This is a genomic window from Streptococcus sp. DTU_2020_1001019_1_SI_AUS_MUR_006, from assembly GCF_032340315.1.
Taxonomy (GTDB): domain Bacteria; phylum Bacillota; class Bacilli; order Lactobacillales; family Streptococcaceae; genus Streptococcus.
Genome location: NZ_CP135436.1, coordinates 1,879,070 through 1,892,947, shown reverse-complemented (window position 1 = coordinate 1,892,947; position 13,878 = coordinate 1,879,070). Strand labels below are relative to the sequence as shown.

13 protein-coding genes are annotated in these 13,878 nt (G+C 40.3%); 12 read left to right on the top strand and 1 reads right to left on the bottom strand.

What is annotated here, in order from left to right:
• Positions 1-147: 147 nt before the first annotated feature.
• Positions 148-1,599, bottom strand: coding sequence for an alpha-amylase (locus RRU92_RS09030; protein WP_315639451.1), 1,452 nt, complete (start codon positions 1,597-1,599; stop codon positions 148-150).
• 246 nt (positions 1,600-1,845) lie between these two features.
• On the opposite strand from RRU92_RS09030, the gene RRU92_RS09025 reads away from it, so the two are divergent.
• The 12 genes from RRU92_RS09025 to RRU92_RS08970 all read left to right on the top strand — a co-directional run bounded on the left by RRU92_RS09025 (position 1,846) and on the right by RRU92_RS08970 (position 13,745).
• Entirely contained in the window at positions 1,846-3,009 is a 1,164-nt protein-coding gene (locus RRU92_RS09025) for a class I SAM-dependent rRNA methyltransferase (protein WP_281334680.1), read from the top strand.
• Positions 3,006-3,683 carry a type I 3-dehydroquinate dehydratase gene (aroD, locus tag RRU92_RS09020; RefSeq protein WP_153224943.1) on the top strand — a complete coding sequence of 226 codons (678 nt, stop codon included), beginning with the start codon at positions 3,006-3,008 and terminating at the stop codon, positions 3,681-3,683. The genes RRU92_RS09025 and aroD overlap by 4 nt, the downstream gene beginning before the upstream one ends.
• A complete protein-coding gene (locus RRU92_RS09015) occupies positions 3,673-4,527 on the top strand; it encodes a shikimate dehydrogenase (RefSeq protein ID WP_315639447.1) in 855 nt (284 codons plus the stop codon). Before aroD ends, RRU92_RS09015 begins: the two co-directional genes overlap by 11 nt.
• An 18-nt stretch (positions 4,528-4,545) precedes the next feature.
• A complete protein-coding gene (gene aroB / locus RRU92_RS09010; RefSeq protein WP_153224945.1) occupies positions 4,546-5,613 on the top strand; it encodes a 3-dehydroquinate synthase in 1,068 nt (355 codons plus the stop codon).
• Positions 5,614-5,622: 9 nt separating this feature from the next.
• Complete coding sequence (aroC, locus tag RRU92_RS09005) at positions 5,623-6,789, top strand: chorismate synthase (protein WP_153224946.1); 1,167 nt, start codon at positions 5,623-5,625, stop codon at positions 6,787-6,789.
• A 9-nt stretch (positions 6,790-6,798) separates the two neighbouring features.
• The gene (locus tag RRU92_RS09000; RefSeq protein WP_315639446.1) at positions 6,799-7,902 is read left to right on the top strand and encodes a prephenate dehydrogenase; all 1,104 of its coding nucleotides are present in this window, start codon (positions 6,799-6,801) and stop codon (positions 7,900-7,902) included.
• An 11-nt stretch (positions 7,903-7,913) separates the two neighbouring features.
• The gene (locus RRU92_RS08995) at positions 7,914-8,252 is read left to right on the top strand and encodes a YlbF/YmcA family competence regulator (RefSeq protein ID WP_315639445.1); all 339 of its coding nucleotides are present in this window, start codon (positions 7,914-7,916) and stop codon (positions 8,250-8,252) included.
• 251 nt (positions 8,253-8,503) lie between these two features.
• Entirely contained in the window at positions 8,504-9,274 is a 771-nt protein-coding gene (locus tag RRU92_RS08990; RefSeq protein ID WP_248035333.1) for a TPM domain-containing protein, read from the top strand.
• 557 nt (positions 9,275-9,831) lie between these two features.
• Positions 9,832-11,115, top strand: coding sequence for a 3-phosphoshikimate 1-carboxyvinyltransferase (gene aroA / locus RRU92_RS08985; RefSeq protein WP_315639443.1), 1,284 nt, complete (start codon positions 9,832-9,834; stop codon positions 11,113-11,115).
• Complete coding sequence (locus RRU92_RS08980; RefSeq protein WP_315639442.1) at positions 11,108-11,584, top strand: shikimate kinase; 477 nt, start codon at positions 11,108-11,110, stop codon at positions 11,582-11,584. The genes aroA and RRU92_RS08980 overlap by 8 nt, the downstream gene beginning before the upstream one ends.
• Positions 11,581-12,429 (top strand): prephenate dehydratase, encoded by an 849-nt coding sequence (gene pheA / locus RRU92_RS08975; protein ID WP_315639441.1) that lies wholly within the window; start codon positions 11,581-11,583, stop codon positions 12,427-12,429. The genes RRU92_RS08980 and pheA overlap by 4 nt, the downstream gene beginning before the upstream one ends.
• Positions 12,426-13,745, top strand: a complete 1,320-nt coding sequence (locus RRU92_RS08970) for an LCP family protein (protein ID WP_315639440.1) — start codon at positions 12,426-12,428, stop codon at positions 13,743-13,745. The genes pheA and RRU92_RS08970 overlap by 4 nt, the downstream gene beginning before the upstream one ends.
• The last annotated feature ends 133 nt before the right edge of the window (positions 13,746-13,878 follow it).

Genomic DNA, 13,878 nt, shown 5'->3' with positions numbered 1-13,878 from the left:
AAAATCAAAGAGCAAACTAGGAAGCGAGCCGCAGGTTGCTCAAAACACCGTTTTGAGGTTGTGGATAGAACTGACGAAGTCAGTAACACATATACGGCAAGGAGAAGCTGACGTGGTTTGAAGAGATTTTCGAAGAGTATTAATTGATTAGTTAGCCAGTCCCCATACACTAAGAGAGCGTTCTGTAACTGGGAAATCTCCATAACCTTCAGCATTAATAGTTACTTGATCTGAATGGTTACCAAGTAAATCAACAAAGGTTTGGTCAGTCCATTCTTGACCGACGAACATGGTTTTAGAGTTTGCTTTGGCATTAGAAATCACGATGGCAAGTGGTGATTGATTGTCAGCTCCTGAACGGACCCAACCGATACAATTAGGGTCATCAAAGTAGTCCGTTTGCTCTCCGTAAGCCAACTCTTTTCGAATAGCTAGCAAACGGTCAAGAACATCTTTGAAATCTTGCTGAGCATATTGACCAGAGATACCGTAGTAGTCTCCGTAAAAGACACATGGGAGACCCTGCTCACGCAAAAGAATGAGGGCGTAGGCTGCTGGTTTAAACCATTCTTCAACAGTGGATTCAAGAGCTTGGCCACGCTGAGTATCATGGTTATCGACAAAGGTTACAGCTCGGTCTGGATTGAGTTGTACTAGACTATCTTCAAAGATGGTTGTTAAATCATAATCTTTTCCAGCCTTGCTTGCTTCAAAGAGATTTTGGTGAAGTCGAACATCGACAAGATCAAAGCGTTCTTCAATTTTTTCAAGGTAGTCCAGATTTGCTTCCTTGTCTGGATTCCAGAATTCTCCAAAGACATAGAAATCTTGGCCATATTTTTCTTTGATATCGCGAATGAAATTGCGCATAAAGAAAGAGTCAATGTGTTTGACTGCATCCAAACGGAAACCTGCCACACCAGTTGTTTCCATAAACCAATCTGCCCAATCGTAGATATTTTTTATCACTTCAGGATGTTTGAAATCTAGATCGGCATACATGAGATAGTCGTAATTGCCATTCTCATTGTCGACTAATTCCTCATGAGCCCAGCCTTTGTTGTCTCCCTGTATCAGATAGATTCCAGATTTACGGCGTTTAGCATCGTAGTCAGTTCCAGTAAAGTGGTACCAGTGCCAGTGGAAGTCATTGTAGGTATTTTGTCGTCCATCAAAAGTAAAACCGGTCCAGCCATTGATGGTAAAAGGTTCTCCTAGTTCCACAGTTCGATCTTCTGGATCCACTTCGATAACTTGAAAAGATTCTAAATGGTCAGCGGCTGCCTTATGATTTAAGACGATATCAGCCATTGGTTGAATCCTATGAGATTTTAAAGTTTGGATGGCATGAAGATAGTCTTCCTTAAAGCCATACTTAGTACGTACAGTACCCTTCTGATTAAATTCTCCAAGGTCAAACAAGTCATAGACGCCATAACCAACATCTTTTTCATTTGTTGCTTTAAAAGCAGGTGGCATCCAAATGTGACTAATGCCTAAGTTAGCTAGGTGTTCAGCGTCGTCAGCTAGGCGCATCCAGTGTTTTCCATCGTGGGATAGATACCATTCAAAATATTGCATTAGGGTTTGATTTTTCATAGTTAATCCTCTTACTTACAGTGATGAGAATTATTGTAGCATAAAGTCAGCTTCTGCGCAAACGTTTGCGTTATAATTAAACTCTTTAAATTTTATGTCTATTTTTCAACTGGAAGTGTTGAAATACTATAAAAGAAAAATAGTAGGACTAATGGGAGGAAAAATTCTCTCAGATAGGGCAAGATGATGGATAAATCAATAGTTTCTATTTTGTGAATTGTCATAAAATTTGTTATAATAGTGTTTATGAATAAAGTATTCGTCAGTAGACGTGTTGAAAAAAAACTAAACCAAGGTCTAGTGCTTTTGGAGGAAATTGATTTTCCAGAACTATCTGAAACTGATCAAGAAGTCGAGTTATTGAGTCAAAACAAGCAGTTTTTGGGCAAGGCCTATTTATCTCGTCAAAATAAGGGGATTGGTTGGTTTGTAACGAACCAGAAGCTTTCTTTTAACCAAAAATTCTTTGAAAGTTTGTTTGAAAAAGCCAAACAAAGACGTTCTGCTTACTATCGAGATGAGTTGACAACTGCCTTTCGTTTGTTTAATCAAGAAGGCGATGGTTTTGGTGGAATGACTCTGGACCTCTATGGGAATTATGTTGTTTTCTCTTGGTATAACTCCTATATCTATGGACTTCGCCAACAGATTTTAGCAGCTTTTGCTCAGGTTTTCCCTGAAGTCTTAGGTGCCTATGAAAAGATTCGTTTTAAAGGTCTAGACTATGAGTCTGCCCATATCTATGGTCAAGAAGCACCAGAACATTTTACAGTTCTCGAGAATGGTGTCCTCTATCAAGTCTTTATGAACGACGGTCTTATGACAGGCATTTTCTTGGATCAGCATAAAGTGCGTGGTAGCTTAGTTGATGGTTTGGCCATGGGCAAGTCCTTGCTAAATATGTTTTCCTATACAGCAGCCTTCTCAGTTGCTGCAGCTATGGGGGGAGCTAGTGAAACAACCTCTGTAGACCTAGCCAAACGTTCAAGAGAACTGTCAGAAGCTCATTTTCATGCCAATGGACTCAGTCTTGACAGTCATCGTTTCATTGTTATGGATGTCTTTGAATACTTTAAATACGCTAAACGTAAGGGCTTATCTTATGATGTGATCGTTCTGGATCCACCTAGCTTTGCCCGTAATAAAAAGCAAACTTTCTCTGTAGCTAAGGACTATCACAAGTTGATTTCCCAGAGTTTAGAGATTTTAAATCCGGGAGGTATGATCATTGCTAGCACCAATGCTGCCAATGTTTCCCGTCAAAAATTTATAGAACAAATCGACAAAGGATTCGCAGGAAGAAAATATCAGGTTCTTCAAAAGTATGGACTTCCAGCAGACTTTGTCTACAATGAAAAAGATGAAAGTAGTAATTACCTCAAGGTGATTAGCATGAAGGTAACTAAATGAAATTAGTCGTTTCAGTAATGCCAAAGAGTTTGGAAGAGGCGCAAGGAATCGATGCCATGCGGTATATTGATGCTGATATCATTGAGTGGCGTGCCGATTTCCTACCAAAGGAAGCTATTTTACAGGTAGCCCCAGCTATTTTTGAAAAATTTGCAGGCCGTGAACTCCTCTTTACCCTGCGAACTCGTGCTGAGGGAGGCGAGATCGATTTGGATTCGGCAGAGTATGTCCAAATTATCAAAGATGTAGCTCAACTCTATCAACCAGAATATATTGATTTTGAGTATTTTGCTCACAAGGATGTTTTTGAGCAGATGCTAGATTTTCCAAATTTGGTTTTGAGTTACCATAATTTCCAGGAAACTCCAGATAATATGATGGAAATTTTGTCAGAACTAACTAGCCTAACTCCGAAAGTAGTTAAGGTATCTGTAATGGCACATACAGCACAAGATGTATTAGACCTCATGAATTTCACACGAGGATTTAAAACTCTCAACCCTGAACAAGAATATGTAACTATTTCTATGGGCAAAGTGGGTAAGGTATCTCGTATCACTTCAGATGTAACGGGTTCAAGTTGGTCATTTGCAAGTTTAGATGCAGCAAGTGCCCCAGGACAAATCTCACTCTCCAATATGGTAAAAATTCGGGAGATTTTGAATGAAGATTAATGGCTACACACGTCTGGCAGCTGTGGTCGCAAATCCTATCAAACATTCCATTTCTCCTTTCATTCATAATAGTGCTTTTGAGGCAACAGAGACAAACGGTGTCTATCTAGCCTGGGAGGTTGAAGCGACTGACTTGGCAGAAACAGTTGCAAATATTCGTCGCTATCAGATGTATGGAATCAATCTTTCTATGCCCTACAAGGAGCAAGTGATTCCTTATCTGGACCAGTTGAGTGAGGAAGCTTGTCTTATTGGTGCAGTTAATACAGTTGTGAATCGAGAGGGAACTTTAATCGGATATAACACAGATGGCAAGGGATTTTTTAAGAGCTTGCCTTCTTTTAAAATATCTGGGAAAAGAATGGTATTGTTAGGAGCAGGCGGTGCAGCCAAGGCAATTTTGGCGCAGGCAATTTTGGATGGAGTCAGTCAAGTTTCTGTCTCTGTACGTTCGGCTTCAATAGAAAAAACAAGACCTTACTTAGAAAAACTACAAAATGAAACAGGATTTAAAGTAGATTTATTTGCTTTAGAAGATGTTTCTGAACTGCAAGCAAGGATAATTGATTCGGATTTACTGGTAAATGCGACTAGTGTTGGCATGGATGGAGTATCTCTGCCAATCCCAGCAAGTGTCGCTTTACCAGAGAAGCTCTTGGTAGCAGATGTGATTTATCAACCCTTTGAAACACCATTTTTAAAGTGGGCAAGAAACCAGGGAAATCAATCTATCAATGGCCTTGGCATGCTGCTTTACCAAGCTGCTGAAGCTTTTGAGTTATGGACAGGCAAGGAAATGCCAATAGATCAAATCTGGGAATTATTAACACAAAAGTACCAATAAAGAAAAAGGAGACCTGCTATGAAAATTAGAATAGACCTTCCACATCATCCTTACGATATTCAGATTGAAAAAGGATGCTTGTCTCAAGCGGGGAAATGGTTGCGCGAACTTTGGCAACCACAAAAAATTGTTATCATAACGGATAACCATGTGGCTTCTCTCTATGCAGAAAAAGTAAAATTGAGCTTAGAGGATGCTGGTTTTCAAGTGGCAGTTTTTGACTTTCTAGAGGGTGAAGAGCGAAAAAATCTAACCACAGTTCAAAAGGCTTATGAATTTCTAGTTAAGCAAGACTTGACTCGCAGTGACGGCATCGTAGCTCTAGGTGGCGGAGTTGTCGGAGACTTAGCTGGCTTTGTAGCCTCAACCTATATGCGAGGTATTCACTTTGTCCAAATTCCGACTAGCTTGACAGCTCAAGTGGACTCTTCAATCGGTGGTAAGACAGGAGTAAATACTCCTTTTGCCAAGAATATGGTGGGAACTTTTGCCCAGCCAGATGGCGTTTTGATTGATCCAACAGTTCTTGAAACTCTAGGTAAGCGAGAGTTGATTGAAGGAATGGGTGAAGTCATCAAGTATGGCTTAATTGAAGATCCAGAACTCTGGGACTTATTATCTGAAATGGATGGTTCTTTAGAGAGTATTTTGGAGCATTCAGAGAGTTTGATTGATCATTCTTGCCAGGTGAAGCGAAAGATGGTAGTTGAGGATGAATTGGACAATGGCATTCGTCTGTATCTCAACTTTGGTCATACAATCGGTCATGCTATTGAAGCAACTGCTGGTTACGGAAAAATCATGCACGGTGAGGCAGTGGCTATGGGAATGGTTCAGGTCTCTAAGGTAGCCGAAGAAAAAGGCCTCATGCCAGCTGGAATAACCCAGTCTATCCGAGAGATGTGTCAGAAGTTTGGTCTTCCTGTTGATTATGAAAACTGGGATCTTGACAAGCTCTATCAGGCTTTGACTCATGACAAAAAAGCGCGTGGCAATACCATGAAATTAGTTTTGGTACCTGAGCTTGGTTCAGCGATGATTCACCCAGTTTCTCTCGAAGAAATGAAAGCTTACTTAGTAAAATAAGGAGAATGTATGAGATATTTAACAGCAGGAGAATCACATGGTCCTCGTCTGACAGCAATTATTGAAGGAATTCCAGCAGGACTGCCTTTGACTGCAGAAGATATCAATGAGGATCTCAAACGTCGCCAAGGCGGTTACGGTCGTGGTGGACGTATGAAAATCGAGAGTGATCAGGTTGTCTTCACTTCTGGAGTTCGTCATGGTAAGACGACAGGTGCTCCCATTACCATGGATGTCATTAACAAAGACCATCAAAAATGGCTGGATATCATGTCTGCCGAGGATATTGAGGATAAACTTAAAAGCAAACGAAAAATCACTCATCCTCGCCCAGGTCACGCAGATTTAGTTGGTGGGATTAAATACCGCTTTGATGACTTGCGAAATTCTTTGGAACGTTCATCTGCCCGTGAAACAACTATGCGGGTTGCAGTTGGAGCAGTAGCCAAGCGACTTTTAGCTGAGCTTGATATCGAAATTGCCAACCATGTTGTTGTTTTTGGCGGCAAGGAAATCGATGTTCCAGAAAACTTAACAGTTTTAGAGATTAAAAAACTGGCTGCTCAATCAGAAGTTTCTATCGTTAACCAAGAACGTGAGCAGGAGATCAAGGATTATATTGATCAGATTAAACGTGATGGAGATACTATTGGTGGTGTTGTCGAAACAGTTGTGGGTGGTGTTCCTGTTGGTCTGGGTTCTTATGTTCAATGGGATCGCAAACTAGATGCGAGACTAGCTCAAGCAGTTATTTCAATCAACGCCTTTAAGGGTGTGGAGTTTGGACTAGGCTTTAAAGCAGGTTATCTCAAGGGTAGTCAAGTCATGGATGAAATTCTCTGGTCTAAAGAAGAAGGCTATACTCGTCGAACGAATAACCTTGGAGGTTTTGAAGGTGGCATGACCAATGGCCAACCGATTATTGTTCGTGGGGTCATGAAACCAATTCCGACTCTCTATAAGCCATTAATGAGTGTCGATATTGAAACCCATGAGCCTTATAAGGCAACGGTGGAGAGAAGTGATCCAACCGCTCTTCCAGCAGCAGGTGTTGTTATGGAAGCAGTTGTAGCAACAGTTTTAGCCCAAGAAATTCTAGAGAAATTCTCTTCTGATAATCTGGAGGAATTAAAAGAAGCTGTTGCTAAACATCGGGAGTATACAAAGAATTATTAAGGAGTTCTTATGGCTAAAACCATCTATATCGCAGGATTGGGTTTGATTGGTGCTTCCATGGCACTCGGAATCAAGCGGGATCATCCTGATTATGAAATTTTAGGATACAATCGTAGTCAAACGTCTAGAGATATTGCCTTGGAGAGAGGAATGATTGACCGTGCGACGGATGATTTTGCCAGTTTTGCTCCACTTGCAGACGTCATCATTCTTACCCTGCCAATCAAGCAAACCATTGCTTTTTTACAAGAATTGGCAACTTTGGAACTAAAAGAAGGTGTCATTATTTCTGATGCTGGATCGACCAAGTCAGCTATCGTGGTTACAGCTGAGAACTGTTTTGCAGATAAGCCTGTTCGCTTTGTAGGGGCTCATCCTATGGCAGGTAGTCATAAGACAGGAGCGGCTTCTGCCGATGTTAATCTTTTTGAAAATGCCTACTATATCTTTACGCCATCAAGTTTAACTAGTCCTGACACGCTTGAAGAAATGAAGGACTTGCTGTCAGGTCTGCACGCTCGTTTCATTGAAATCGATGCTGAAGAGCATGACCGAGTGACTTCTCAGATTAGCCATTTTCCTCATATCTTGGCATCAGGTTTAATGGAACAAACTGCTAGTTATGCTGAAGAACATGAGATGGCACGACGCTTTGCGGCAGGTGGTTTTCGTGATATGACTCGGATTGCTGAAAGCGAGCCAGGTATGTGGACTTCTATTCTCTTATCCAATCGAGAGACCATTGTTGAACGCATCGAGGACTTCAGGGGCCGTTTGGACGAGATTGGACAAGCTATCAGTAAGGGTGATGAAAACCAAATCTGGAATTTTTTCAATCAAGCGCGTGAGCAACGTCAGGCTATGGAAATCCATAAACGCGGAGGAGTGGATAGCTCTTATGACCTCTATGTCGATGTTCCCGATGAGGAAGATGTTATCTTGCGCATCTTGGAATTGCTAAGAGGAACTTCCTTGGTCAATATCCATATCAATGAGGAAAACCGTGAGGATGTTCACGGGATTCTGCAGATTTCCTTTAAGAATGCTCAGGATTTAAAACGCGCTGAGCAAGTCATTACAGAAAATACGAATTACACAGTCGTTATTAAATAAGGAGGACAATTATGTCAAATATTTATGATAGTGCAAACGAACTTAGTCGTGGACTACGCGAATTGCCTGAATACAAAGTGGTTAAAGAAGCTAGAGATGCCATCCAAGCAGATGCAGAAGCTAGTAAAATCTTTGCAGATTATATTGCTTTTCAGCATGAAATCCAAGTCATAGCCCAAACTGGTCAAATTCCAGATGCTTCTTTCCAGGAAAAAATGGAAAACTTTGGTAAGTTGATTCAAGGCAATGCTCTCTTGTCAGAATTCTTTGCAAAACAGCAACAACTTTCTATTTATCTATCTGATATTGAAAAAATTGTTTTTGAACCAATTTCAGAATTGCTAAAATAAAAAAATATTTTGTTTATGATTTATCGGCATTTCTCAATCGTATTTTTATTATCGGTAACTACTGTATAAGCTAGAATTATTAGCCTGGTCTGTTTAATAATGACTGTGGAAATGATTGTCTTTACTAATAAACAAAATGCAAAACAAATTTGAAAGTTTCTAACTATAGAGCTGAGTTAATTGGAGCAGAGAAAGATGCAAAGTTTATCCCTAAAATCAATTTAACTGATTAGTCTTGTGGGGGATCTCCTATGAAAAAGTTAATTTTACTCTTAATTATCCCTTTATTCTTTTTTATGCCGCTAGTGGCGGCTAATATAGCTGTTCCAGATCGGCCTTTAAATGGGATATACGATCCTAATGGTTATTTAACCACTAGTGTTGCAGAAACGTTAGAGAGTATGAATGCTGGAAGTGAAACCCAAGTAGGTATTTACATTATAGATACCCTGGACGGTTCCAGTATCGAAGAGGTAGCCAATGAGGTTGCACGCAAATGGAAAATTGGGAAACAAGATTCCAACAGTGGAATTTTAATCGCTATTGCTATAAAGGATAGGAAGTTTCGTATTGAAACATCCAATGAAGCAGCAATTTGGCTTACTGACTCGAAGGCCAGTTCTTTACTAAATGATTCGAAGCCTTACATGAAAGAAGGGAAATATACTGATGCTCTTAACAGAATTCTAGTAGGTATCTCTAAAGCCGAATCTGGGAAAGCTGAAATCATAAACAAGAAAGAGAATAAGAATACTCAGCTTCCAAAAATCTATGAAAAATCATTAAAAAATAATGAAGGCCTTAGTAAGTATTTCGATTACATTCCGTTTCCGATATTGTTCTATCTAATGTTCTTTCTTTTACTGAGTTTAGTAACGTGGTTCAGGTACTTAAAAAGATGTCGCTTTTCTAAGTATGAGTATGAGGGAAAGGGGAAGCTATATCCAGATTTTCCTGACTTTGTACCTAACGATACGTGGACTGAAGAACGTAAATCTTACTATAAAAAAATAAGCGTTTAATTAGGTCTCAGTATAACTACACAGGAGATAACAAACTCTATCCAGACTCAAAAGGTTTTTTACCTAATGATACTTGGACTACATTACTGATAGAAGAATACTACGCAGAAGTTAAAAGAAAGAACTAGATAGGCTGAACCGCTCTCAATACTCTTATAATGGGAAGGGAAAACTCTATCCAAACGATAAAGATTTTGTGAAGAATGCTTCTTGGACTTCCGAGCTCAAAAAAAGCTACTATGCTTCACAAAGAGTACAGTCAAGTTCTTATGGTAGATTAGATTCTTCTACATCTAGATATGATACTAGTAGTTCTAGTTCATCTTGGTCTTCAAATGATTGGGATGGCGGTGGATTTGATGGTGGTGGCTCTTCAGATAGCTGGTAAATTGAAAATGAAAAAGAATTGCTATTAAAAAGCTTCAGGTTGAAATAAATCAAAAAGGTAAAAGTCTATTGAAAAAATATTATTAACTATCATAAAGTCAGGAATTTTTAAGAAATTTCTGACTTTTTATGATAAAATAAGAAAAAGTATTGTCAGTATGAGGTCTAGTATGAAGTTAAAAACAAACATTAACCACTTGAACGGTAGTATTCGAGTACCAGGTGATAAGTCTATCAGTCATCGCTCTATTATTTTTGGAAGTTTGGCTGAAGGTGAGACTAAGGTTTATGATATCTTACGTGGTGAAGATGTTCTATCAACTATGCAAGTTTTTCGTGACCTCGGTGTTGAGATAGAGGATAAAGACGGTGTCGTTACCATTCAAGGTGTTGGGATAGATGGATTGAAAGCCCCTCGGAATGCTCTCGATATGGGGAATTCTGGGACCTCTATTCGTTTGATTTCAGGCGTCCTTGCTGGTGCAGACTTTGAAGTAGAGATGTTTGGAGATGACAGTCTTTCTAAACGTCCTATGGACCGTGTGACCCTTCCTTTGAAAAAAATGGGAGTTAGCATTTCTGGTCAGACAGAGCGAGACTTGCCACCGTTACACTTAAAAGGAACAAAAAACTTAACACCTATTCATTATGAATTGCCGATTGCCTCTGCTCAAGTCAAGTCAGCCTTGATTTTTGCAGCTTTGCAGGCTCAGGGCCAGTCTGTCATCATTGAGAAGGAGTGCACTCGTAATCATACAGAAGATATGTTGCGTCAATTTGGCGGAGACTTGAGTGTCGATGGTAAGAAAATCACTGTCCAGGGACCACAGAAACTAAGTGGACAAAAGGTTGTCGTTCCAGGAGATATTTCTAGTGCAGCCTTTTGGTTGGTGGCAGGTTTGATTGTTCCAAATTCTCATGTGGTACTTAAGAATGTCGGTATTAACGAAACACGTACAGGTATTATCGATGTCATCCGTGCTATGGGTGGCAAATTAGAGATTACTGATATTGATCCAATTGCTAAGTCTGCAACCTTGACTGTTGAAACTTCAGATTTGAAGGGAACAGAGATTGGCGGAGCCTTGATTCCGCGCTTAATTGATGAATTACCAATTATCGCTCTCCTTGCTACCCAAGCTCAAGGGCAAACGGTCATCAAAGATGCTGAAGAACTTAAAGTCAAAGAGACAGACCGTATTCAGGTTGTTGCAGATGCTTTAAATAGCATGGGAGCAGCTATTACTCCTACAGCAGACGGCATGATTATCAAAGGGAAATCTGCCCTCCATGGAGCCAGAGTCAATACCTTTGGTGACCACCGTATCGGCATGATGACAGCCATTGCAGCGCTTTTAGTGGCAGATGGAGAAGTTGAATTGGATCGTGCTGAAGCTATCAATACTAGCTACCCAAGTTTCTTTGATGATTTGGAGACTTTGATTCATGGCTAAGGTTTTACTAGGTTTTATGGGTGCAGGAAAATCTACTATTGCTAGAGGATTAGATCCTGACTTTGTAGACATGGATGCCTTGTTGGAAGACCGACTGGGGATGCCGATTGCTCGTTTCTTTGAAGAAAAAGGAGAAGCAGCCTTCCGTCAGGTGGAATCAGAAATTTTAGCTGACTTACTTAAAACGGACCAAGTCGTGTCAACTGGGGGAGGAGTAGTCATTTCTCCGCGTAATCGGGCCTTGCTCAAGCAAAATGCTGATAATATCTACCTAAAAGCAGGTTTTGAGACCCTGTACCAGCGAATTTCAGCCGATGAGGACAATCAACGCCCACTATTTTTAAAGAATAGCAAGGAAGATTTGGCTGCGATTTTTAAAGAAAGACAGGCTTGGTATGAGGAAGTGGCTAGTAAAGTTATCGATGTGTCCAAGCTAAGTCCGGAGGAAATTATAGAGGAATTGACATGAAAATTGCCTATCTAGGTCCTAAAGGATCTTTTTCGCACCATGTGGTGCAAACGGCTTTTCCTCATGAGGAACTAGAGCCTTTTTCAAATATTACGGACGTTATCAAGGCTTACGAACAGGGCTTAGTAGACTTTTCAGTAGTGCCAGTTGAAAATTCTATTGAAGGTAGTGTTCATGAAACCTTGGATTATCTTTTCCACCAGGCTCGAATTCAAGCTGTGGCGGAGATTGTGCAGCCAATTCATCAACAGTTGATGGCAGTGCCAGGGCAAGTTAAAATTGATAAAATCTTTTCTCATCCGCAGGCCTTGGCTCAAGGAAAGAAATATATCGATGAGCATTATCCAGACGCTAAATTGGAGGTCACTGCCAGTACAGCCTACGCTGCGCGCTATATTTCCGAGCATCCAGATCAGCCTTTTGCGGCCATTGCCCCCAAAAGTTCGGCTGGAGAATATGGTTTGGAATTAATTGCTCAAGATATTCAAGAGATGGAAGCCAATTTCACGCGCTTTTGGGTGTTAGGTCCCAAGGCACCGCAAATGCCCTTGAATGCAAATGCTCAGAAAATGAGTCTAGCTTTGACTTTGCCAGATAATCTTCCAGGTGCTTTATATAAGGCGCTTTCTACCTTTGCTTGGCGCGGGATTGACCTAACTAAGATTGAGAGTCGCCCCCTAAAAACAGCCTTGGGCGAATACTTTTTTATCATTGATGTGGACTATGCTGATAAAGAACTGGTCCATTTTGCTCAAGAAGAATTAGAAACGATTGGGATCCACTATAAAATACTAGGAGCTTACCCTATCTATACCATACAGGATAAAGGGAAGGAGAAGGAATGACTAGAGAGAATCCTTTGACACACCATGAAAAATTGAGATATGACTATCTTTTGAAAAATATTCATTATTTGAATGAAAAAGAAAAGAGAGAATTTGACTTATTACATGCTAAGTTAGAAGGTCAAAAAGGTTCAGCGGAAGTTTTCAATCCAGAAGCCAAAGAACAACTTCTTTCAGACTCTGGTATCGACCTGCCAACCTATGCTAATCGTAGTCGCTCTAGCCGCCGTAGTGGTGGAGCTCAACTGGAAACGAAGGTTCCAAAAGCTAAGAAACCAAAGAAAAAAAGAGGTTTTAGTTTTAAACGCTTATTTGTTTGGTTAGGGATGTTATTGCTTTGTGTAGCAGTAGGAATGATCATCATGTTCTTAAAGGGATTCCAATCGGCGAATCCTAATGGCTCAAATGGGCCCAAAGATGCCAAAGCTGCTCAGGTTGAAGTCTTCAATGGACAAGATACGCGTGATGGGGTTAATATTCTTATTTTGGGTACGGATGGACGTATCGGACAGAATAGTGCAGAAACACGGACAGATTCCATTATGGTTTTGAATGTAAGTGGCAAAGATAAAAAATTGAAGCTCGTTAGCTTTATGCGTGATAACCTGGTCTATATTGATGGGTATAGCCAAGTTATCAATGGTCAAAAACAGACCGACCATAAATTAAACTTGGCTTATGAATTAGGGGAACAAGAAGGTAAACAAGGAGCTGAAATGGTCCGCAAGGTGCTCAAGGATAATTTTGATCTAGACATAAAATATTATGCCCTTGTCGATTTTCAAGCCTTTGCGACAGCCATTGATACGCTTTTCCCTGATGGTGTGACTATAGATGCTCAGTTTTCAACCCTAAACGGGGTTCCTGTGACAGAAGCGACTGTAGGCGATGACTTGCATGCAACGGAAACTGAGTCACCGACTCAAACCATTCGAGTTGGAAAACAACAGATGAATGGTTCGACTCTTCTGAACTATGCACGTTTCCGTGATGACGATGAAGGGGACTATGGACGTACTCGTAGACAGCAACAAGTCATGACTGCTGTTTTACAGCAAATTAAAGATCCTACAAAACTTTTCACAGGTTCAGAAGCACTTGGTAAAGTATTCGCTATGACATCTACAAACCTTCCTTATACCTTCTTATTGACCAACGGATTATCAGTCCTTGAAGGAGGTCAGAATGGTATTGAAAGATTGACAGTTCCAGAACTTGGAGACTGGGTAGATGACTATGATGTCTATGGAGGCCAAGCCCTTCGAGTGGATCAAAAAGCTTACCAGAATAAGCTAGCCCAAATGGGATTTAGGTAAACTGAAAAAAACGAATCAGAGCTTGGAATACCTATGATAACAGGTGTCTCGGGCTTTGATTTTTCACATGGTTAGATGGATTTATAAACTGTTTTTATGGTATAATAGAATGATGTATTCTATCAGGAGAGGA

Coding starts and splice junctions, on each gene's coding strand:
- RRU92_RS09030 (WP_315639451.1), bottom strand. CDS start 1,599: ATGAAAAATCAAACCCTAATGCAATATTTTGAATGGTATCTATCCCAC.
- RRU92_RS09025 (WP_281334680.1), top strand. CDS start 1,846: ATGAATAAAGTATTCGTCAGTAGACGTGTTGAAAAAAAACTAAACCAA.
- aroD (WP_153224943.1), top strand. CDS start 3,006: ATGAAATTAGTCGTTTCAGTAATGCCAAAGAGTTTGGAAGAGGCGCAA.
- RRU92_RS09015 (WP_315639447.1), top strand. CDS start 3,673: ATGAAGATTAATGGCTACACACGTCTGGCAGCTGTGGTCGCAAATCCT.
- aroB (WP_153224945.1), top strand. CDS start 4,546: ATGAAAATTAGAATAGACCTTCCACATCATCCTTACGATATTCAGATT.
- aroC (WP_153224946.1), top strand. CDS start 5,623: ATGAGATATTTAACAGCAGGAGAATCACATGGTCCTCGTCTGACAGCA.
- RRU92_RS09000 (WP_315639446.1), top strand. CDS start 6,799: ATGGCTAAAACCATCTATATCGCAGGATTGGGTTTGATTGGTGCTTCC.
- RRU92_RS08995 (WP_315639445.1), top strand. CDS start 7,914: ATGTCAAATATTTATGATAGTGCAAACGAACTTAGTCGTGGACTACGC.
- RRU92_RS08990 (WP_248035333.1), top strand. CDS start 8,504: ATGAAAAAGTTAATTTTACTCTTAATTATCCCTTTATTCTTTTTTATG.
- aroA (WP_315639443.1), top strand. CDS start 9,832: ATGAAGTTAAAAACAAACATTAACCACTTGAACGGTAGTATTCGAGTA.
- RRU92_RS08980 (WP_315639442.1), top strand. CDS start 11,108: ATGGCTAAGGTTTTACTAGGTTTTATGGGTGCAGGAAAATCTACTATT.
- pheA (WP_315639441.1), top strand. CDS start 11,581: ATGAAAATTGCCTATCTAGGTCCTAAAGGATCTTTTTCGCACCATGTG.
- RRU92_RS08970 (WP_315639440.1), top strand. CDS start 12,426: ATGACTAGAGAGAATCCTTTGACACACCATGAAAAATTGAGATATGAC.